The organism is Streptomyces sp. WMMC1477, from assembly GCF_027460245.1.
GTDB lineage: Bacteria > Actinomycetota > Actinomycetes > Streptomycetales > Streptomycetaceae > Streptomyces.
Map to the genome: position 1 here is coordinate 3,074,107 of NZ_JAPZBD010000003.1, position 19,248 is coordinate 3,093,354.

The window sequence follows — 19,248 nt, forward strand, 5'->3', positions numbered from 1 at the left end:
TGCCCGGCGCGGCGACGTCTGACCCCGGCCGGATCGCCGACCCCGGCCGGGACCACATCCGGGGGACCCTCGGCCGCACCCGGTGGACCGGGAGGTCCTCGGGGGCCCGTCAGGCCGTGCGTGGCACGTCGTGACGGCTGCCACGGCCCACGAGGGCGCGCAGGAAGGGGACGTCGACGTCCTCCAGGCTGGTGCGGACGGTGCGGCCCGGGGCCGCCGGGATCGGGGACAGTGACGGGACGGCGAGGACGGGGCAGCCCGCGGCCTCGGCGGACGCGACGCCCGTGGGCGTGTCCTCGACGGCCACGCAGGCCGCGGGCGGGTGGCCCAGCGCCCGGGCGGCGGCCAGGTACGGGTCGGGGGCCGGCTTGGTGCGGGCGGTGTCGTCGGCGGTGAGCGTGACGGCGAACCGGCCCGCGCCCAGGGCGGGGAGGACGCAGTCCACGACGGTGCGCGGGGACGCCGTGACCAGGGCCGTGGGGACGGCGGCCCGCCGGAGCCGGTCGAGCAGCTCCAGCGCGCCCGGGCGGGGGACGACCTGGTCCCGGACGCGGGCGGTGAACTCCCGGTGCAGCGCGGCGGTCAGGGAGCCGAGCCCGGGGCCCGTACCGGCCCGGGCGGTGACGTGCCGCAGGTGGGCGGCTGTGTGTTCCACGGGGCGCCCGAGGACGTCGGGGAGGTCGGCCGCGGTGAGCTCGTACGCCAGCGTGGCCGCGACGTGCTCGACGGCGCGCCACCACAGCTCCTCGGTGTCGACGAGGGTGCCGTCCATGTCGAACAGGACGGCGCGCAGGGTCAACGGGCCACCCGCGGGGCGACGAGGACCGGGCGGTCGGGGAGCGAGAGGCGCACCGCGGTGCCGGGGGTGAGGGCCGTGGCCTCGTAGGTGGGGACGTCGGCCTTGACGACGGTGCCGTCGGCGGCGCGGCGCAGGGTCACCCGGGTCACGGCGCCCAGGAACGAGGCGGTGACGACCTGGGCGTCGCCGTCCGGGTCGGCCTCGACGCGTACCGCTTCGGGGCGGACGAGGACGTCGACCTCGGGCTCGCCGTCCGGCGCGGCGCCGTGGACGGGGAGACGGCGGCCGAGGACCTCGACCGTGCCCGGGCCCTCGCCGAGCCGGCCCGGGACGCGGCTCGTCGTGCCGACGAACTCGGCGACGAACGCGGTGGCGGGGCGGCCGTAGACGTCGGCGGGGGTCGCGCACTGCTCCAGGCTGCCGTGGTTCATCACGGCGACGCGGTCCGCCATGGACAGCGCCTCCTCCTGGTCGTGCGTGACGAAGAGGGTCGTGATCCCCAACTCCTGCTGGAGGCGCCGGATCTCCTCGCGCAGGGTGAGGCGCACCTTGGCGTCGAGGGCGGAGAGCGGCTCGTCGAGGAGCAGTACCCGGGGGCGCAGGGCGAGGGCCCGGGCGAGGGCGACGCGCTGCTGCTGGCCGCCGGAGAGCTGGTGCGGGTAGCGCCCGCCCTGCTGCGGCAGGCCGACGAGGTCGAGCAGCTCGGCGGCGCGGGCGCGGCGCGGTCCCGCGCGTTCGCCGCGCATGCGCAGGCCGAAGGCCACGTTGTCGACGGCGTTCAGGTGCGGGAAGAGGCTGTAGGACTGGAAGACCATCCCGGCGTCCCGGCGGTGCGCGGGGACGCGGGTGACGTCCTCGCCGTCCACCAGCACGTCGCCGGCGTCGGGGTGTTCGAACCCGGCCAGCATGCGCAGCGCCGTGGTCTTACCGCAGCCGGACGGGCCGAGCAGCGCGAGCAGTTCGCCGGCACGGACGGCCAGGTCGAGGCCGTCGAGGGCGAGGGTGCCGCCGAAGTCGCGGCGCAGGCCCCGGAACTCCACGGAGGCGGGGGAACCGGTCGCCGGGCCGGCGGTGCCGGGGCTGGCGATGGTGGTGACTGCCACGGTCTGTCACTCCTGGGGGGTGGTGCGGGCGGCGGGGCGGCGCCCGCCGAGGAACGCCAGTGTCAGCAGCAGAGCCCAGGTGACCAGCAGGCTCATGACGGACACGGCGACGGACAACTGGGCCTGTGAACCGGAGATGTTGACGATCCACACGGCGAAGGGGGCGAAGCCGAGGAGCTGGGCGACGGTGAACTCGCCGAGCACGAGGGCCAGCGTCAGGAACGAGGCGTTGAGCAGGGCGGTGCGCAGGTTGGGCAGGACGACGCCGAGCAGGGCCCGGGGCCAGCTCGCCCCGCAGGCGCGCGCCGCCTCGACGAGGGTGCGGACGTCGAGGGCGCGGAGCCCGGCGTCCAGGGCCCGGTACACGAACGGCAGGGCCATCACGGTGTAGGCGAGGACGAGGACGACGGGGAACCCGGGGTCCTGGATCGCCACGAAGGTCTGGAAGAACGGGGTGGCGGCCAGGTGGTCGGGCCCCCAGCGCAGGACGGTGCCGAGTCCGGCGACGAAGGCGATCGGCGGGACGACGAGCGGCATCGAGCACACCAGCTCCACGACCGGACGCAGCCGGGGTGCGCCCAGCCGCAGGGTGACCATGGCGGGCACCATGAGCAGCAGGACGACGGCGATGGTGGCGGCGGCCAGCCGCAGCGAGAGCAGCAGGCTGCCGACGAAGCCGTCGGTGGTGAGGATACGCCCGTAGGCCTCCAGGGTGAGGCCCTGGCCCGGCACGTCGACGGTGAAGAGCACCGACGAGGCCATGGGCAGCAGGAAGTACGCGCCCGCGCAGGCGAGGACGAGTCCTCTCCAGAGGCCGGCCCGGCGGGGTGCCGGGCGGGTGGTCGTCGTCAGTCCAGCCATCGGGCACTCCGTCGTTGCAGCGGGATGTAGACGGCCATCACCAGGCCCGCGATCACCACCATGTCCAGGCTGAGGGCCAGGGCGACGTTCTCCTGGCCGACGAGGACGTTGCCGGAGATGGCGTCGGCGATCTGGAGCGTGACGAGGGGCACGGAGCTGCCCACGATGGCGGCCGCCGTGGCGTGCGCGGCGAAGGAGCTGCCGAACAGCAGGATCAGGCCGCCGAGCAGGGAGGGCGTGAGCACGGGAAGGGCGACGTGCCGCCAGTACTGGGGGCCGGTCGCCCCGTTGTTCTGGGCGGCCTCGCGCCACTGGGTGCGCAGTCCGTCCAGGGCGGGGGTGATGGTGAGCACCATGAGCGGGATGAGGAAGTACAGGTAGGTCAGGGTGAGCCCCCAGAAGCTGTAGAGGCTCCAGCCGTGCTGGTCGAGGCCGAGGTGGCGGGTGAGGACACCGGCGTTGCCGAGGGTGGCGACGAACGCGAACGCGAGGGGGACGCCGCCGAAGTTGGCGAGGACGCCGGAGACGGTGAACACGGCGCTGCGCAGGGCCCGCAGGCGGCTGGACACCACGGCCTGGGCGAGGACGAGCCCGACGACGGCGCCGATGACGGCGGCCGTGGCGGACAGCTTGACGCTGCCGAGCAGGGCGTTGAGGTAGGCGCCCTTGAGCGAGGCGGTGAGGTTGTCGGTGGTGTAGGCGGTGGCTCCGGTGGCCGGGTCCTCGACGGTGAACGCACCGTCGAGCATGGCCAGCGCGGGGACGCCGAAGCTGACGGCGACGAAGAGGAGCAGCGGTGCGACGGCGAGGCCCCCGCCGCCCGTCCGGCGCCGCCGCCGGGTGGCGGATACGCGGGCGGACGCGGTGCGCTCGCCGCGGGCCGCGCCGGCCCCGGCGCCGGGCACCTGCGGGCCCCCGGCGGGCTCGGGGGCCCGGTCCCCGGTGGGCCCGGGCCCGGCCGCGCCCGTGGGGGCGGGGCGGGCCGGGCCGTCACCGGCCGCGGCGGTGGTGGTGGCGATATCGCTCATGGGCGTCGTCACCCGGCGACCGCCGCGGCCCATCCGCCCGCGAGGACCTTCTTCGCCTCGGCCTGCTGGGCCTCGGTCGGGAAGGAGGGGGTGCCCGAGACCTTCGGCAGCTTCGCGGCGGCCCGCTGGTCCACGGTGCCGTCCCGCTCCATGGCGGGGAGCAGGGCGGGGCGGGCGTAGCCGACGAGCCAGAGGTTCTGGCCCTCGGGGCTGTAGAGGTACTCCTGCCAGAGGCGGGCGGCGGCCGGGTGCGGTGCGTCCTTGTTGATGGCCTGGGAGTAGTACTGGGAGAACTTGCCGTCCTCGGGGATCGCCACCTTCCAGTCGACGCCCTTGCTCCTGAACTCCTCGGCGTAGCCGGCGTTGAGGTAGTCCCAGTCGATGGTGATCGGGGTCTCGCCCTTCTCGACGGTGGCCGGGGTGGCCTCCACGGGCGTGTAGTTGCCGTTCTTCCGCAGCTTCTCGAAGAAGTCGAGGCCGGGCTGGATGTCGTCGAAGGAGCCGCCGTTGGCGAGGGACGCCGCGAACACGCCGGCGAAGGCGGAACCGGACTTGGTCGGGTTGCCGTTGAGCGAGACCTGTCCCTCGTAGACGGGCTTGAGCAGGTCCTCGAAGGTCTCGGGGCAGGTCGTGACGCGGTTGGCGTCGCAGCCGATGGAGACGTAGCCGCCGTAGTCGTTGTACCAGCGGGCCTCGGCGTCCTTCTGGGTGTCGGGGATCTCGTCGTAGGCCGCGACCCGGTACGGGGCGAGCAGGCCCTGCTCGGCGGCGCTGATGGCGAACGAGCTGCCGAGGTCGAGGACGTCGGGAGCGCGGTCCTGGCCCTTGCGGGAGGTGACGGCGTTGATCTCGTCCTGGCTGCTGCCGTCCGGGTTCTCGACCTTGACCTCGATGCCGTACTTCTCGGTGAACCCGTCGATGACGGCGCCGTAGTTGGCCCAGTCGCGGGGGAGGGCGATGGCGTTGAGCGTGCCCTCCTTGCGGGCGGCCTCGACGAGAGCCTCCATGCCGCCGAAGTCCTCGGCGGAGGTGGCGATGGCGGCGCTCCTGCCGTCGGCGGTGGTCGTCTGCGCGCTGGGGGCGGAGCCGCAGGCGGTGAGGACGAGTGCCGTGGCGGCGAGGCCGCTGAGCAGCGCGGCGGCTCTGGGGACGGACGAGGTCACGATCTCTCCTGAGGTGGGGCGATCCGGGGCGGGCCGGACTGTGGGACGGGGGAACCCGGGGACGGGGGTGGGGAGGCCGGCGGCGGTGATCCGTGTTCCGACGGCAACTTGTTTGAACAAGTCGGCCTCAGTACGCCCGGTCCAGCTGTCCGGGAGGTGAACGCGGGCCGAACCCCGGCGCCTTGTCGGTGAACACTCGGAACGCTTGCGAACAGCGACGACATCGTGATGCGCGGTCTTCGGAAGGGTGGCTCCGGTGCGGGGGCCGGTTCGTCTAGGCTGGTTGGGCAGAGGCGCTCGTGCGCACAGCAGATACCCGAGTGGAGGGCCGGCGTGGCGGCACGGCACGAACAGATAGCCGACGAGCTGCGCCGGGCGATCGACGCCCAGGAGTACACGATCGGCGCGCGGCTGCCCTCCGAGGCCGAACTCGCCGCGCGCTACGGCGTGTCGCGGGGAACGGTGCGGCAGGCGGTCGCGAGTCTGACGGCCGAGGGGCTGATCGGCTCCCGGCAGGGCGCCCGCCGCGTGGTCCTGGCCAGCCGGCGGAGCCAGAGCTTCGCCGAGCTGCGCAGCTTCGCCCAGTGGGCACGGGCGATGGGCCGCACCGCGACCGGCCGGGTCGTGGCCACCGAGTACCGCCCGGCGACGGACCAGGAGGCCGCCCGGCTCCATCTGCGGACCGGTACACGGGTGTTGCACGTGCTCCGGGTGCGCGGGCTGGACGGCGAGCGGGTCCTCGTCGAACGCACGGTGTACGCGGACTGGATCGCCGAGGCCGTCGAGCGCGTCGAGCCGGACTGCCCCTCCGTCACCCAGCGGCTGTACGAGGACACGGGCCTCGTCTTCGCCTACGGCGAGCACACCATCGACGCGACGGCGGCGGGGGTCCGGGACGCCGAACTGCTCGGCGTGCGCCGCGGCAGCCCGCTGCTGCGGGTCCGCCGGGTGACGACCACCCACGAGGGGCGTCCCGTCGAGTGGTCCGAGGACCGCTACCGCGCGGACGCGGTGAGCTTCGCGATCCACAACTCCATCGGCTCCAACCCCCTCGCCCGCCGCACGACGGACACCGCCCCCGAGGGCTGACGTCCCGTCGCGCGCCCGCCTCGGCGCGGTGCGGGCATCCGCTCCGGCGGGCGCCCGAGCGGCGCAGCCGCGTTGGCCCGTTCGCGGGACACCGGCCCCCGAACGCCCTCGTCCGCCGCGCCGCTCGCCGACCGCGGACCTACGGTGCCGTCGAGGAGGGCCGCGTGTGGTCCTCCTCGACCACTCCGCCGCCCCACGAGGAGGACCCCACCCATGGACATGCCGGTCATCAACGAGTGCGCCGTCGAGGACTGCGCCTACAACCGGGAGCGTGCCTGCCACGCCCTCGCCATCACCGTCGGCGACATGCGGCACCCGCACTGCGACACCTACCTGGGCGCCCCCACCAAGGGCGGCGACCCCAACACCACCGGACGGGTGGGCGCCTGCAAGGTCGCGGCCTGCCAGCACAACACCAACTTCGAGTGCCGTGCCCCCGGCATCACCGTCGGCTACCAGCAGAGCGAGATCGACTGCCTCACCTTCGCCCCGAACTGAGCCCGCCCGGCTCCCGCCGAGCCCTCCCGCTCCCCGGTCGCGTCGTGCCGCGGGCGTGAAGGAGTGGGTCACGGTGTGTGGCGGCCGTGTACGACCTCTGGCCGGAAGGCGCCGCCATGCGGCAACCTACGACTGGGTAAGTTCTGTCGAATCCCAGTCAACGGCTGGTGGTGGAGGGCCGCATGTCCGTACAGCACGGTGCCGCCCCGCAGTCTTCCGGGCGGCCGGGGGCGGAGCAGGGGCGGCCCGGACTCGTGCCGCCGCTGCTCCGCCGCTCCCGGGACGGCGTCGTCCGGCAGGCCGAGGTGCCGCCGCTCGTGCCGTTCCCGCGGCGGGGTTCGCTCGCCGACATCCCGTTCACCAACGCCGCCGAGGCGCCCGGGGACGTCGTGCTGGCCCGGCGGCGCCCCGACGGCGAGTGGGACGACGTCACCTGCGCCGCGTTCGCCGAGGAGGTGCAGGCCGTCGCGCGCGGGCTGATCGCGGCCGGCATGCGGCCGGGCGACCGGTTCGCCATCATGGCGCCCACCTGCTACGCGTGGACGCTGCTGGACTTCGCCGCCTGGGCCGTCGGCCTGATCACGGTGCCGGTGTACCCGACGTCGTCCGCCGCCCAGGTGCGCTGGATTCTCCAGGACGCGGGGGTCACCGGCATCGCCGTCTACGACGTCGCCGGGGCGCGGCTCGTCAGCGGCATCCGCGGCTCGGTGCCGTGGCTGCGCCATCTGTGGCAGATCGACAACGGCGCCGTCGAGCAGCTCGGCGCCGCCGGGCGGGCCGTTCCCGACGCGCTCGTGAACGAGCGCCGCGCCGCCCTCGGCCCGGACAACGTCGCCACGCTCATCTACACCTCGGGCACGACCGGCACCCCCAAGGGCTGCGTGATCACACACGGCAACTTCCTGTGCGAGGTGGACAACGCCGTCGACCTGCTGCGCCCCGTCTTCCAGGACGTCAGCGACCTGCAGGCCGCCACGCTGCTCTTCCTGCCGCTCGCGCACGTCTTCGGGCGGATGATCGCCATCGGCTGTCTGCGGGCCCGCACCCGGCTCGGGCACGCGCCCAGCACCGAGACGGACGCCCTGATCTCCGACCTCCGGTCGTTCCGGCCGACGTTCCTCCTGGCCGTCCCCTACGTGCTGGAGAAGATCTTCAACCGGTCCCGGGCGACGGCCGAGGAAATGCGCCGCGCCTCCTCGTTCGACAGGGCGGAGCGGGTCGCCGTCCGGTACGGGGAGACGTCCACCGCCGCCGTGTCCGGGGGCGGGCGCGGCCCCGGCCTCGGCCTGCGGGCGGCCCGCGGTCTGTACGACGCGCTGGTCTACCGGCGGATCAGGGCCGCGCTCGGCGGGCAGGTCCGGTACGTCATCTCCGGGGGCTCGCCGCTCGGCCGCCGGCTGTCCGCCTTCTTCGCCGGCGCGGGCATCGAGGTCTACGAGGGCTACGGGCTGACGGAGACGACGGCCGCCGCCACCTGCACGCCCCCGCTGAAGCCCAGGTTCGGCACGGTGGGCTGGCCGATGCCGGGCACGGCCGTCCGTATCGCGCGGGACGGGGAGGTGCTGATCAGGGGCGGCAGCGTCTTCGGCGGGTACTGGGAGGCCGAGCAGCAGGCCGTGGTGCCCGCGACCGACGCGCAGGGCTGGTTCGCCACCGGCGACCTCGGCGCCCTCGACGACGAGGGCTATCTGACGATCACCGGCCGCAAGAAGGACCTCATCATCACCTCGGGCGGCAAGAACATCGCCCCCGCGCCGCTGGAGGAGTGGCTGACCGGGCACCCCCTCATCGGCCACTGCCTGGTCATCGGCGACAACCGCGAGTACCTCACCGCGATCGTCACCCTCGAACCCGAGGGCATCGCGCACTGGCGCCGCATGCACCGCAAGGAGCACCTGTCGGCGCGGGAGCTCGCGGTGGACCCGGACCTGCGGCACAACATCCAGCAGGCCGTGGACGAGGCCAACCGCCTGGTGTCCCGGGCCGAGGCCATCCGCCGGTTCACGGTGCTGCCCGTCGACTTCACCGAGCAGGCCGGGCACGTCACGCCGTCGCTCAAGCTGCGCCGGACGCAGATCGTCCGCGACTTCCACCGGGAGATCGCGGCGATGTACGCCCCCGGGGACGACTGAGGCGGGACGAAACCGGCGAACAGCAAGCAATGCGACATGAGGGTCCGTATCGCTAGCCTGGGAGGAGACCCAGGGAGCGACTCATGACGACAGCCACGCACCGCCCGCACGAGGCCCACTCCCACGAGCACGGCGCCACCTGCGGCCACCAGAGCGTCGAGCACGGCGACCACGTCGACTACGTGCACGACGGCCATCTGCACCGCGCCCACGGCGGCCACTGGGACGAGTGTGAACCCGGCCGCCACGTCGAGCACACCGGGCACGAGCACCGGCACGGCGAGATGTGCGGCCACGAGGCCGTGCCGCACGGGGACCACGTGGACTACCTGCACGACGGTCACCGGCACGCCGCGCACGGCGACCACTGGGACGACCACTGAGCGGGGGCCTCAGCCCCTCGGCGTCCGCGTCGCCACGGCGCCGAGGACGCCGCCGAGCCCGAGCCGGACGTGCACGACGTCGTTGGCCAGGATTCGGCCCGCCTCCGCTCAGACGGCCACGGCGGTGATCCCGGCGCCGGAGAGGGTGCCGCCGACGCGCTGACCGCCGTCCCGCTCGGCATCGCGTTCGTGCTCGGGCGGCGGGCGGCCAACCGCCGCTACACCTACGGGTACGGGCGGGCCGAGGACCTGGCCGGGGTGCTGATCGTCGCCACCATCGCGGCCTCGGCCGCCCTGGCCGCGTGGGCCGCGGTGGACCGGTTGCTGGACCCGCGGGACGTCAGCCACCTGTGGGCCGTCTCGGCGGCGGCGCTGACCGGGTTCGCGGGCAACGAGTGGGTGGCCCGCTACCGCATCCGCACCGGCCGGAAGATCGGCTCGGCCGCGCTCGTCGCCGACGGCCTGCACGCCCGCACCGACGGCTTCACCTCGCTCGCCGTCCTGCTCGGGGCCGCGGGCGCGGGGGTCGACTGGCGCTGGGCGGACCCGATCGTGGGCCTGCTGAACACCGCAGCGATCCTGGTGGTCCTGAAGGACGCCGCGCGCGAGGTGCTCCGGCGGCTGATGGACTCGGTCGACCCGGAGCTGGTCGACCTCGCCGAGCGGGCGCTGCACGGGGTGGACGGCGTGCGCGACGTCGGCCGGGTGCGCATGCGCTGGATCGGCCACGCTCTGCGGGCCGAGGCCGACATCGTGGTCGACGCGCGGCTGACGGTCGTCGGGGCCCACGAGCTGGCGGTCGCCGCCGAGCACGCCCTGATCCACGCCGTGCCGCGGCTGACCGCGGCGACGGTGCACACCGACCACGCCCCCACCGGCCCGACCGACCCCCACGCCCCCCTGGCCCACCACGGCCACCCGCGGTAGGGCGCCGGCGGGCGGTCCACCACGCGCTCCCGCCGCACAGCCAGCCCCTGCTGGGCCTGCTCGCGGCCGACCCGGAGCAGTCATCCGAGGAACTCGGCGCCACCCTGGGCCTGCCCCGCCGACCGTGGGTTCGGCGCGCACCCCCTGCCTGGGCGACCTGCGCCGCACCCTGGAGCCCCACGCCCCGGCCGGTCCCCGGCCCAACCGTCCGCACGCCCGCTGACGCGGCGACGCGGGGCGCCGCGACCCCGGTACCGCCGAGGACGAGCGCGGCCGAGACGTACAGCGCCAGCGCACGCGGCCGGGAGAGCCCGGGGATCGCGTACGTGAGCCGGTCGCTCAGGTGGTGCGGGGCGACCGGCCTGCCCCGGCTCCGGTAGTAGAGGCGCCTCAGCCGTGCGTGATACTCCTCCTCCGGGTTCGCCGGGCGCGGCACCGGTGCAGCGAACCCCGGCGCCCCACGCCCGGCGGGCCCGGGAAACGCGGCGCCGGGCGCCCAGCCCGGGCCAGTGGCGCCGGGTGCCCGGCCCGGGGAAGCCTCGACGGTGCCGGGGAGGTACCCGCCCGCGCCGTACCCGTGGGCGTATCCCGGCGCACCCCGGAACGTGCGCAGCGCCTTGACCGCCCTGACCGTGCCCGTCGACAGCAACAGCGCCCCCCACGCCAGCAGCGCCCCGTACACGGCATCCTCCGGCGCGCCGGAGGATGCCCCCGCGGCCCCGGTCAGCCCGGCCCCCAGCGTCAGCAGTCCGCCGAGCAGCGCCAGCCCCGAGACGACGCCCCACGCGGCGCGCAGCCCGCCCACGCCGGTCGGCGCCGGCTGGCTGCGCAGCATCGCCAGCAGCAGCCGCCGCCGTAGGAGACTGACGCGGGCCAGCGCCGTCAACGCGACCAGCGCCCCGGCCACCAGGGCCAGCCCGACGCCGGTGAGCCCGCCCCCGGAGCCGTCGGACCGGTCAGCGCCCGCCCCGACGAGGCCCACCCCGGCACCGGCCCCCGACACCAGCAGAACCCGCAGTGAGAGCTGGCCGAAACCGAGATCGCGCCGCAGCAGCGTCTCCGGCAGGGGCGCCCCGCCCCTGGCGGGCGATCCGGCCCCGGCGTAGCCGCTTGGTGTGGTCTGACGCATGCTCTACCCCCCGTGCCGTCCGACCGGCGGCCCCGACCGTAGCACCGCGCCACGGCCCCGCCGGTGGCCGAAAACCGTTCGACGCCCGGACGGTACTTGGCCAGGATGTCGCCCATGACGAACACCACCCCGTCCCGCACGGACCGCCCCACGACCTGGGACGAACGCGCCACGCTGACGACCATGCTGGACTACGCTCGCGCCACGGCCATCGCCAAGTGCGCGGACGCCTCCCAGGCCACCGTGTCGGCGGCCCCGCTGCCCGGCTCGCCGCTGATGTCCCTCGGCGGCATCCTGAGCCATCTGCGCTGGGTCGAGTACTGGTGGCTCCAGGTCGTCTTCCTCGGCGAGCCCGACGAGGCACCGTGGACGGAGGAGGACCCGGACCGGGAGATGCGTATCGGCGCCGGGATTCCGCTGGCCGAGCTCATCGCCGACTACGAGCAGCAGGCCGCCCGCTACCGCGACCTCGTCGACGCGCACGACCTGGACGCCACCGCCCGCCGCACCGGTCGTGACGGAAACGCCGTCACCCTGCGCTGGATTCTGCTCCACCTCATCGAGGAGACGGCCCGCCACAACGGCCATCTCGACATCCTGCGCGAACTCGCCGACGGCACCACCGGAGTCTGACCCGTGACCGTGACCGCGACCCCGGACCCGGCACCCCCCGCCGCCCTCGTCGGCCTCCTCGCCGAACCGGTACGCCTGCGCGTGTTCTCCGCCGTCGTCCTCGGCGCCGACTCCGTCCCCGAGGCCGCCCGGGCCGCCGACGTCACCCCTCAGGCCGCCTCCGCCGCCCTCCAACGCCTCAACCGCGGCGGGCTCGTCGAGGCCACCGGCGGCCGGCTCCGGGCCACCGCCGACCCCTTCAAGGCCGCCGCCCGCCGCGCCGCGCCACCCGGCCCCGCCCAGGACCACGGCACCGGCGACACAGAGCTGGACACCCTCCTGCGCACCTTCACCCGAGGCGAGCGCCTGCTCAAGCTCCCCGCCCAGTTCAGCCGCCGCGCCACGCTCCTGCGCCACCTGGCTGCCCGCACTTTCGAGCCCGGCGAACGGTACGCCGAGCGCGAGGTCAACGCCCGGTTGCGCGCCTGGTGCGAGGGTTCGACGACGGACCACGTCACCGTCCGCCGCCACCTCGTCGACCACTGCGTCCTCACCCGCGCCGAGGGCCACTACTGGCTCACCGGCTCCTGACGGCGCCCATGTGTCGAACCCCGGCCGTGTGTCACGGGTCAGCAGCGCTGGCGGCCGAACGGAAGACGGACAGCGAGGAGTCTCCGGTCCAGCACCACACCCCCGTTGCCGCAGGGCGGGGAAGCAGCACCGCCCCGGTGACCTCCCACTCTTACGGCGCCGGAGGCCGACGCGCGCGGGCTAGGGCCGCTCCAGGATGTCCACCACGTCCGCCGGGCGCAGGAGGAAGCCGGTGTGGCTGGTGTCCAGGCTGTGCACGGCGTAGGGGTTCTGGGGGGTCAGCGCGTCGGCCTCGGCGATCAGGCGGTCCTGCATCGCCACGGGAAGCGTGCGGTCCTCGGTGAGCCGGACGTACGTGCGCGCGATCGTTCCCCAGGTGTCGGCCTGCCCGCGGGCGTCGGCCGTCATCACGGCGAGGGACTCGTCGGGCTGCAGGATGTTGAGGAAGGCGCGGAACTGCTCCTCGGTGCCGTCCGCCATGACGGCCGCTCGGAGGGCGGCGAGCAGGTCGGGGTCGGACGTGCGGTAGTTGGCCCGCCCCACGCCGAGTGCGGCCGGATCGCCCACGTTCAACGCCGCCAGCGGGGCCAGCAGGTTGTCGGCGAACTCGGGCTCCTGCATGTACGCGACCGGGCTGGGCCGCTGGACGCACGACCACGCGGATATGTAGACGAGCCTGTCCACGTGTTCGGGGATCGCGTTGCCGACCTGCGTGATGGTGGTCCCGCCGAGGCTGGCGCCCACCAGGATCACGGGCCCGTGCCGGGCCACCCGGCGGACGACGTCGACCACCATGTCCACGTTGTCCTGGAGGGTGACCTCGGCCAGCGTCGAGGGTTCGGCCGCCCAGGCGTCGAGGTCCTGCGGGGCCTGGTAGGCCACCGGGTACTGGGCGTCGAAGCCGTGGCCCGGCAGGTCGACGGCGAAGCTGCGGTGGCCGCGCAGTGCCAGCTCCCGCTGGACGGGCGCCCACATGAACGAGCTGGACCCGGATCCGTGGACCAGGACGAACGTGGGGCCGGCGTCGTGAGTACTCATGGTCGGGATCGTAGTGATCACGAAGCGTCCCGGCCTCCGGTTTTCGGCCGGGCGCCTGCCGGAAGGCCGCGGCTATCGTGCGGTGGTGAGCGATACCTCCGTGGCCCCCGCCGGCCGGATCATCCTGCTCAACGGCGCGTCGAGCTCCGGGAAGTCGAGCATCGCGGCCGAGCTCGTGCTCCTGCTCGACGAGCCGCACCTGCTGATGAGCGTCGACCGCTTCTACGCCATGCTGCCGAGCGCCGGGGCGGCACTGTCCGGCCCGGTGCCGGAGGAGGAGGCCGTGCGCAGGACGCAGGCCGGGTTCCACCGGGCGGTCGCGGGCATGGCGGCGGCGGGCAACCACCTCGTCGTCGACCAGGTCCTCAGCAGTCCGTGGCGGCTGCCCGACCTGCTCGCCGTCCTGGACGGCTTCGACGTGACGTTCGTCGGCGTGCACTGCCCGCCGGACGAGCTCGCCCGCAGGGAGCGGGCCAGGGGCGACCGTGCGATCGGGCAGGCCGCCGCCCAGCTGCCCGTCGTCCACGCGCACGGTGTCTACGACGTCGAGTGCGACACGTCCCGGCTGACTCCGCGTGCGTGCGCGGAACACGTCAGGCGGCGGCTGGACGTCCACCCCGCGGGCCGCGCCTTCGCCGCGCTGCGCGCGCGGTCCGGGCCCGGCGCGGACTGAGCGGAGCGCGGCCGGACACGGAGGCGGCCGGCGTCGCGAGCAGCGGTCCACGGACTGCCCGGCCGTGTCCGCGGAGAACCGGGGCCGGGCGTCACGTCGCGGTGGAGGACTCCATGGCGTCTTTGAGACGACGCAGCGTCGTGCGGATGTTGCGGACGTGGAAGACGTCGAAGGTCTTCCCTCCGGTGACCGCCTTGTCGAAGACGGTGGCGATCGCGTCCGGCCACCTGCGGTCGTCGGTCCAGGTCTCCGTGACCTTGGTGCCGTCGGCGACGGTTTCCAGACGGTACCGCCAGGTTGCGATGGCCGCGGGAACGACGGGACGGCGCAGGCCGATCGCCGTCACCCGGAAGGCGAACCGTTCCCCCGGGGTGGCCTCGGTCACCGTGCAGCGCGTCGTCCAGCGGAAGGGGCCGCGCTTGTTGTGGCCGTCGAAGACGGTTCCGACGGCGACGGGACCGGCACCGTCGGTACCGGGGCGCAGGGTGGCGCCGGTGTTCTCCGGGCTCCAGCGGCCCATCTGTGTGGGGTCGCTGAGCCGGTCGTAGACGGCGCGGGCGTCAGCGTGGACGACGACGCTCTCCGAAACGGTGAACCTGCGGGCCACGGGGTGCTCCTCGGCTGGGTCCTGCTCGTACCTGGCGAGGCACCGTCTCGCGGCGGGCCCGCGGGCTGCAAGGGCGCAGGCCACGTTCGCGTCGGCGGTCGACGGCGGAGGGACGTGGACGAGAGCGGACGGGCTGGGACAGACGGGCGGCCGGAGAGGGGCACCGCTACGGCCCCGGCGTCCAGGGCGCGGTGCGGAAGAGGTGGTGCAGGGTCGCGCGGAGCCGCTCCTCGTGCGTCGCCGTGGCGAGCCGGCGCCCGTCGCGGCCGGGCGCCGCCGTATCGGGTGCGAACGGTGAGCGCGTTCACCGAACCACCGCCCGGGTCCGGGCACGGCCGGAGGTGCGGGGCGGTGCCCGCCGCCCTCGCGAGGCCCGTCCCCGCGCGTTCCGGGAGGTGCCAGGTGAACGGTGTGAAGGGAGCAGGGACGCGACCCCGCTCCGCTTGCGGGCCGGTGCCGTGCGCATCGACTTCAGCTCCGCGTGCCCCGTGTCCAGCCGCTTGATCGCGCCGCAGCCGGCGAGGGTTCCTCCGTCCCGCACCGACCAGAACGTGATCTCCGGCTCGCGCAGGGCGTCGAGGTCGAGCGCGTGCTTGCTCTCCAGGGGCGTGATGGCCAGCATCTGCCCGACGTGCTCCGCCAGGAACCCGGCGATCTCCGGCCCGGAGAGGTCGTCCACCTCGATCTTCACGCTGCCGCTCCTCCGTCGTCCGGCCGGGGGAGCCCGGCGGCCCCCACCGATCATGCCCGCCGCTCACGGAGTCGTGGGGGCCGCCTCGGGAGAACGTCTCCACCCCGGCCCCCGCCCGTCCCGCCGCGACGGTGCTCAGCGGCTCGTCGACGGGCTTGGGCGGAACCGGGGCCTCCGCGGTGCGGCTACCGGGCGGCCTGATCCAACCGTCCCGCCTTGACGGCGGCGAGGAGCACGCCCAAGCGCCCGGGTGGCGTGGCCACCGTGACGGCGGGGGCGTCGCTTTCACCGAGGTGGACGAATCCGTCGGACTCCAGGCGCAGTTCGACACAGGCGCTGCCTTCCCCGCAGAAGGAGGACTTCTGCCAGCCGACGGTGGTCGTAGCGTCTCGCCTCATAGCGTCTCCTTGATGATGCCGTGTACCAGCTCGCGCGAGCGGTCAGGGAGCAGGGATACCGCACCCATACGCTCAATGATGGTCCGATACTTGACCAGTTGGGACTCAGATCCGACCAGTTCCGAGCCGTGAGCGGTGTCGAGCTGGACAGTGTCCAGTGCTGGTACCTGGCCCATGGCGAAGCCGATGGACTGCCCTGCGCCGGGATAGGCGCCCGCGGAGAAGGGCACGATCCGGACCGTTATATGAGGCCGCTCGCTCATGTCGATCAGGTGGTGCAGTTGGCGTCGCATCGTTGCCCGGCCCCCGAAGAGCATCCGCAGTGCGGCCTCGTGGATGAACGCCGTGTAGGTCACCGGATCCGAACGGAAGATGACGTCCTGTCGCTTGAGCCGATGAGAGACGCGGTGTTCGAGCTGTGGAGGCGTGAGCGGGGGCACGACCTGGTCGAACACCGCATGGGCGTACTCGCGGGTCTGGAGTAGCCCCGGGATGTGCATGGCATGGGCGACGCGGAGTTCGGTTGCGTGGTGTTCCAGCTCCGCCAGGTCGAGAAAGCCCGCGGGGAGGATGCCGCGGTACTCCTCCCACCAGTTCCGGGAGCGCTCGCCGGTCATCGCGGCCAGCGCGTTGACCAGGGCGGAGTCGGAGCACTCGTAGACGCAGGCCATGGCGCGCAGCCGCTCCGCGCTGATGCCTGCCCTGCCCGTCTCGATGTTACTGACCTTGGTGCGCTCGATCCCCAGGAGCTCGCTGGCTTCGGTGGCCGAAACCCCGATCTTCTCCCGGAGCTTGCGTAGTTCGGCCCCAAGTCGCCGTTGCCGTGCGGTTGGTGCGCTCCTCAGCGGCATCTGCCTCCCCTTCGGTTCAAGGTCAGTCTGCCGTTGCGCGCGTTCCTGATTCCAATCACACAGAAATCCCGCCGATTGGGCTACTAGTAACCCAAGAATCCCCTACGCTGAGACGCGGGTCGCTTACCGCCTGTGGCGGGGAGCGGGAAGTGCACCGCCCTGCCCGCGTGCGGGACGGGCGGCAGAGCCACCGACTCGGCGGTCCGAACCGACCGTGAGCAGAGGGGAATTGCTGTGGTGGATACGCGTGTCCTCGGTGAACCGTGGACGTACAGCGTGAACTTGCCGGGGGAGCGGCGGGCGCCGCGTGTGGCGCGGTGCATGGTGCGGACCGTGCTGGCGCTGTACGGGCCTGTCCAACTCGGGACGTGGCCGAGCTGGTCGTCTCGGAGCTGGTGACCAACGCGGTCGTGCACACCGAGGGGCCTTCGCGGCTTCAGGTGGAGGGCGGGGAGGGGCGGGTCAGGATCGCGGTGTGGGACACGAGCCCGAGGATTCCGCCGCCGTTGGGCGGGCCGCCCGCCGCGTCCGTGCGGCCCGTTCCGGACGAGCAGCCCGGTGGGCGGGGCCTGGGGCTGGTCGGGGTGTGGGCGCGGGACTGGGGCGCGTACACCGTGGGGGAGGACGGGTTCGGGGCCGTCGGCAAGGTGGTGTGGGTCGAGCTGGCCTGGGGGCGGGGGGACTTCGCCGTCGCGGCGTAGGGGCAGGTGTGGGTGGGCCGCGCTGGGGCGCGGCCCACCCGGGCCCGGGTCAGCCGTGGACCATGTAGGCGCGGTCGTTGTAGTTGCCCAGGTAGGCCACGTAGCCGGGGGCGTCGAGCCAGATCTGCCGGTTGTTGCCGGACATCCGCAGGCCGCCGGAGTCGCCGTCGCCCTGGTTGTTGCGCCAGGAGCTGGTCTCGTTCTGGAAGCCGTAGTCGTAGAGGTTGTGCCAGCGCTCGTCGTTGAAGATCAGGCGGCGGCCCTTGCCGTTGGCGTGCTGGTAGAGGCACAGCCAGCCGTTGGCGCAGGCGGGGACGGCCGCGCCGCGGAGGGCGGCCGTGTCGGTGGCGCGGTCGTAGCCGAGCGCGCTGTCGGCCTCGGCGCCGTCGCGGTAGCAGTCGACGGCGTCGGGCGTGTGGACGACGCAGGTGTGGGCGTCGCGCCAGCCGTCCTGGGCGAGGTTGATCCGCTGGCCCTCGTAGTTCGCCACCGCCCCCGTGTCGGTGGGTTCGGCCGCCGTGGCGGTGGGGCCGGCAGTGAGGAGGCCGGCGGCGAGGGCGGCGGCGCCGAGGGCGCGGACGGCGCGCTGGTGTGTGGTACGCATCGGTGATCCTTCTGTTGATCCCCTGGCCGGGGACGATGTGGTCGCAGCCATCGTGCCGAATGTGACCCTTTGTGCACAGCGTGTCGCTGGCATATGCACTCGTGTGGGTGTCTCCTCGGCCGGGGAGGGCCTGGCGAGGCAGGGCGTGAGCACGTACGCGCGGTTGAGCGCCCGCCGGGCGTTTCGCGTCCTGCCGGGCGACGTCTGACGTCGGAGGGCTGGGCGGTGCGCGACCACGGCCCGTCGTTCATGTCGCCGGATGCGGGGCACTCGGGGCGGTGACGTCGCCGTCGACGAAAGGTGATCACCCATGTCGGAGACGGACCCGGGCGCTCCGAGCCCGGTGAGCATGGCCTGGAACACCGTGGCGAGCTTCGACACCTACGGGGAGGCGCAGGCGGCCGTGGATCGCCTCTCGGACGCGAAGTTCCCCGTGGAGCACCTGGACATCATCGGCACGGACCTGCGCACGGTCGAGCGGGTCACCGGCCGGTTCACCAAGGGGAGCGCGGCCGCGGCGGGGGCGGCGACCGGCGCCTGGTTCGGCCTGTTCATCGGCCTGCTCGTGGGTCTGTTCACCACGGGCCCGGTCTGGCTCGGCCTGATCCTCGGCGGCGTGCTGATCGGGGCCGTGTGGGGCGCGGTCTTCGGCTTCGCCTCGCACGCCGCGACCGGTGGGCGCCGGGACTTCGCGTCCGAGCAGAGCCTGGTCGCCTCCCGCTACGACCTCGTCGCCCGGGGCGGGCACGCCGAGGAGGCCCGGCGCGCGCTCCAGCGGCTGGAACAGGGCGAGCCGGGATAGGGCACGGGCGGCCCGGGTGCGTGGCCACCGGAGGTGGACGTCAAGCGCGCGGCGCTGGGGTCCCTCTGGCAGGCGGCGGTACTGTCGTTCGCGGGACCACCCGCTCCCGGCCCTACTACCGGCGGGTCGAGCGGGGGACGGACGACCTGCCGGAGGTTCACGCGTACTGGCTGCACCGTGGAATGGGCGCGTACGTGCCGGCGCCGGAGCACCCGGTGCACCGGGGGAAGCTGCTGGCGCAGGTGCCGTTCGGGGTGGAGGTGGACTTGGAGGCGCTCGTCGACCTCTGACCCCGGGAACGGGGGGGGAAAAGGGCAGGAGCCCCCGCCGTGGCGGGGGCTCCTTGGGTGTTACTTCTTGCGAATCAGGCAGGCGAGACGTTCTCCGCCTGCGGGCCCTTCGGGCCCTGCGTGACGTCGAACGTCACGGCCTGGTTCTCCTCAAGCGAGCGGAAGCCGCTCGCGTTGATGGCGGTGTAGTGGACGAAGACGTCGGGGCCGCCGCCCTCCTGGGCGATGAAGCCGAAGCCCTTCTCGGCGTTAAACCACTTGACGGTTCCGGTAGCCAT

20 protein-coding genes and 2 pseudogenes are annotated in these 19,248 nt (G+C 73.8%); 10 read left to right on the forward strand and 12 right to left on the reverse strand.

Features of this window, described 5'->3' with window-relative positions:
• Positions 1-148: 148 nt before the first annotated feature.
• The 5 genes and pseudogenes from O7609_RS14180 to O7609_RS14200 form a co-directional block, all read right to left on the reverse strand.
• Positions 149-799: pseudogene (locus O7609_RS14180) on the reverse strand (HAD family hydrolase); the annotation flags it as partial.
• Complete coding sequence (locus tag O7609_RS14185) at positions 796-1,902, reverse strand: ABC transporter ATP-binding protein (protein WP_443072123.1); 1,107 nt, start codon at positions 1,900-1,902, stop codon at positions 796-798. The pseudogene O7609_RS14180 and the gene O7609_RS14185, both read right to left, overlap by 4 nt.
• Before the next feature lie 6 nt (positions 1,903-1,908).
• The gene (locus O7609_RS14190; RefSeq protein ID WP_269743656.1) at positions 1,909-2,763 is read right to left on the reverse strand and encodes an ABC transporter permease; all 855 of its coding nucleotides are present in this window, start codon (positions 2,761-2,763) and stop codon (positions 1,909-1,911) included.
• Positions 2,751-3,791 (reverse strand): ABC transporter permease, encoded by a 1,041-nt coding sequence (locus O7609_RS14195; protein WP_443072124.1) that lies wholly within the window; start codon positions 3,789-3,791, stop codon positions 2,751-2,753. Before O7609_RS14195 ends, O7609_RS14190 begins: the two co-directional genes overlap by 13 nt.
• Positions 3,792-3,799: 8 nt before the next feature.
• Entirely contained in the window at positions 3,800-4,954 is a 1,155-nt protein-coding gene (locus O7609_RS14200) for an ABC transporter substrate-binding protein (protein ID WP_269743657.1), read from the reverse strand.
• Between the two features lie 333 nt (positions 4,955-5,287).
• Here O7609_RS14200 and O7609_RS14205 point away from each other — a divergent pair, with 333 nt between their 5' ends.
• The 7 genes and pseudogenes from O7609_RS14205 (at position 5,288) to O7609_RS14235 (ending at position 12,315) form a co-directional block, all read left to right on the forward strand.
• The gene (locus O7609_RS14205; RefSeq protein WP_269743658.1) at positions 5,288-6,043 is read left to right on the forward strand and encodes a GntR family transcriptional regulator; all 756 of its coding nucleotides are present in this window, start codon (positions 5,288-5,290) and stop codon (positions 6,041-6,043) included.
• 213 nt (positions 6,044-6,256) lie between these two features.
• Positions 6,257-6,541 (forward strand): DUF1540 domain-containing protein, encoded by a 285-nt coding sequence (locus tag O7609_RS14210; protein ID WP_269736580.1) that lies wholly within the window; start codon positions 6,257-6,259, stop codon positions 6,539-6,541.
• A gap of 182 nt (positions 6,542-6,723) precedes the next feature.
• Entirely contained in the window at positions 6,724-8,673 is a 1,950-nt protein-coding gene (locus O7609_RS14215) for an AMP-dependent synthetase/ligase (RefSeq protein ID WP_269736579.1), read from the forward strand.
• 83 nt (positions 8,674-8,756) lie between these two features.
• The gene (locus tag O7609_RS14220; protein WP_269736578.1) at positions 8,757-9,056 is read left to right on the forward strand and encodes a hypothetical protein; all 300 of its coding nucleotides are present in this window, start codon (positions 8,757-8,759) and stop codon (positions 9,054-9,056) included.
• 147 nt (positions 9,057-9,203) lie between these two features.
• Positions 9,204-9,983: pseudogene (locus O7609_RS14225) on the forward strand (cation diffusion facilitator family transporter); the annotation flags it as partial.
• A gap of 1,243 nt (positions 9,984-11,226) precedes the next feature.
• Positions 11,227-11,745, forward strand: a complete 519-nt coding sequence (locus tag O7609_RS14230) for a DinB family protein (RefSeq protein WP_269736577.1) — start codon at positions 11,227-11,229, stop codon at positions 11,743-11,745.
• 3 nt (positions 11,746-11,748) lie between these two features.
• Entirely contained in the window at positions 11,749-12,315 is a 567-nt protein-coding gene (locus tag O7609_RS14235; protein ID WP_269736576.1) for a DUF2087 domain-containing protein, read from the forward strand.
• 180 nt (positions 12,316-12,495) lie between these two features.
• Here O7609_RS14235 and O7609_RS14240 read toward each other — a convergent pair whose 3' ends face one another.
• Entirely contained in the window at positions 12,496-13,353 is an 858-nt protein-coding gene (locus O7609_RS14240) for an alpha/beta fold hydrolase (protein WP_269743659.1), read from the reverse strand.
• Between the two features lie 85 nt (positions 13,354-13,438).
• On the opposite strand from O7609_RS14240, the gene O7609_RS14245 reads away from it, so the two are divergent.
• Complete coding sequence (locus tag O7609_RS14245) at positions 13,439-14,026, forward strand: chloramphenicol phosphotransferase CPT family protein (RefSeq protein ID WP_269736574.1); 588 nt, start codon at positions 13,439-13,441, stop codon at positions 14,024-14,026.
• A 91-nt stretch (positions 14,027-14,117) separates the two neighbouring features.
• Here the strand turns inward: O7609_RS14245 and O7609_RS14250 are convergent, their stop codons facing one another.
• The 4 genes from O7609_RS14250 to O7609_RS14265 form a co-directional block, all read right to left on the reverse strand.
• Positions 14,118-14,633, reverse strand: coding sequence for an SRPBCC family protein (locus tag O7609_RS14250; protein WP_269736573.1), 516 nt, complete (start codon positions 14,631-14,633; stop codon positions 14,118-14,120).
• A 304-nt stretch (positions 14,634-14,937) separates the two neighbouring features.
• Positions 14,938-15,324 (reverse strand): GNAT family N-acetyltransferase, encoded by a 387-nt coding sequence (locus tag O7609_RS14255; RefSeq protein WP_269743660.1) that lies wholly within the window; start codon positions 15,322-15,324, stop codon positions 14,938-14,940.
• Positions 15,325-15,509: 185 nt separating this feature from the next.
• Entirely contained in the window at positions 15,510-15,722 is a 213-nt protein-coding gene (locus O7609_RS14260) for a DUF397 domain-containing protein (RefSeq protein ID WP_269743661.1), read from the reverse strand.
• On the reverse strand, positions 15,719-16,573 hold the full coding sequence (locus tag O7609_RS14265) for a helix-turn-helix domain-containing protein (protein WP_269743662.1): 855 nt from the start codon (positions 16,571-16,573) through the stop codon (positions 15,719-15,721). The genes O7609_RS14260 and O7609_RS14265 overlap by 4 nt, the downstream gene beginning before the upstream one ends.
• A gap of 368 nt (positions 16,574-16,941) precedes the next feature.
• Here O7609_RS14265 and O7609_RS14270 point away from each other — a divergent pair, with 368 nt between their 5' ends.
• A complete protein-coding gene (locus tag O7609_RS14270) occupies positions 16,942-17,274 on the forward strand; it encodes an ATP-binding protein (protein WP_269743663.1) in 333 nt (110 codons plus the stop codon).
• A gap of 49 nt (positions 17,275-17,323) precedes the next feature.
• Here the strand turns inward: O7609_RS14270 and O7609_RS14275 are convergent, their stop codons facing one another.
• On the reverse strand, positions 17,324-17,878 hold the full coding sequence (locus tag O7609_RS14275; protein ID WP_269736568.1) for a peptidase inhibitor family I36 protein: 555 nt from the start codon (positions 17,876-17,878) through the stop codon (positions 17,324-17,326).
• Positions 17,879-18,188: 310 nt separating this feature from the next.
• Between O7609_RS14275 and O7609_RS14280 the strand changes: the two genes are divergently transcribed.
• The gene (locus O7609_RS14280) at positions 18,189-18,680 is read left to right on the forward strand and encodes a general stress protein (protein ID WP_269736567.1); all 492 of its coding nucleotides are present in this window, start codon (positions 18,189-18,191) and stop codon (positions 18,678-18,680) included.
• A gap of 364 nt (positions 18,681-19,044) precedes the next feature.
• On the opposite strand, the gene O7609_RS14285 is transcribed toward O7609_RS14280, so the two are convergent.
• A complete protein-coding gene (locus tag O7609_RS14285) occupies positions 19,045-19,248 on the reverse strand; it encodes a cold-shock protein (protein WP_219090706.1) in 204 nt (67 codons plus the stop codon).

Coding starts and splice junctions, on each gene's coding strand:
- O7609_RS14265 (WP_269743662.1), bottom strand. CDS start 16,573: ATGCCGCTGAGGAGCGCACCAACCGCACGGCAACGGCGACTTGGGGCC.
- O7609_RS14240 (WP_269743659.1), bottom strand. CDS start 13,353: ATGAGTACTCACGACGCCGGCCCCACGTTCGTCCTGGTCCACGGATCC.
- O7609_RS14215 (WP_269736579.1), top strand. CDS start 6,724: ATGTCCGTACAGCACGGTGCCGCCCCGCAGTCTTCCGGGCGGCCGGGG.
- O7609_RS14195 (WP_443072124.1), bottom strand. CDS start 3,791: ATGAGCGATATCGCCACCACCACCGCCGCGGCCGGTGACGGCCCGGCC.
- O7609_RS14275 (WP_269736568.1), bottom strand. CDS start 17,878: ATGCGTACCACACACCAGCGCGCCGTCCGCGCCCTCGGCGCCGCCGCC.
- O7609_RS14285 (WP_219090706.1), bottom strand. CDS start 19,248: ATGGCTACCGGAACCGTCAAGTGGTTTAACGCCGAGAAGGGCTTCGGC.
- O7609_RS14210 (WP_269736580.1), top strand. CDS start 6,257: ATGGACATGCCGGTCATCAACGAGTGCGCCGTCGAGGACTGCGCCTAC.
- O7609_RS14260 (WP_269743661.1), bottom strand. CDS start 15,722: ATGAGGCGAGACGCTACGACCACCGTCGGCTGGCAGAAGTCCTCCTTC.
- O7609_RS14230 (WP_269736577.1), top strand. CDS start 11,227: ATGACGAACACCACCCCGTCCCGCACGGACCGCCCCACGACCTGGGAC.
- O7609_RS14190 (WP_269743656.1), bottom strand. CDS start 2,763: ATGGCTGGACTGACGACGACCACCCGCCCGGCACCCCGCCGGGCCGGC.
- O7609_RS14220 (WP_269736578.1), top strand. CDS start 8,757: ATGACGACAGCCACGCACCGCCCGCACGAGGCCCACTCCCACGAGCAC.
- O7609_RS14280 (WP_269736567.1), top strand. CDS start 18,189: ATGTCGGAGACGGACCCGGGCGCTCCGAGCCCGGTGAGCATGGCCTGG.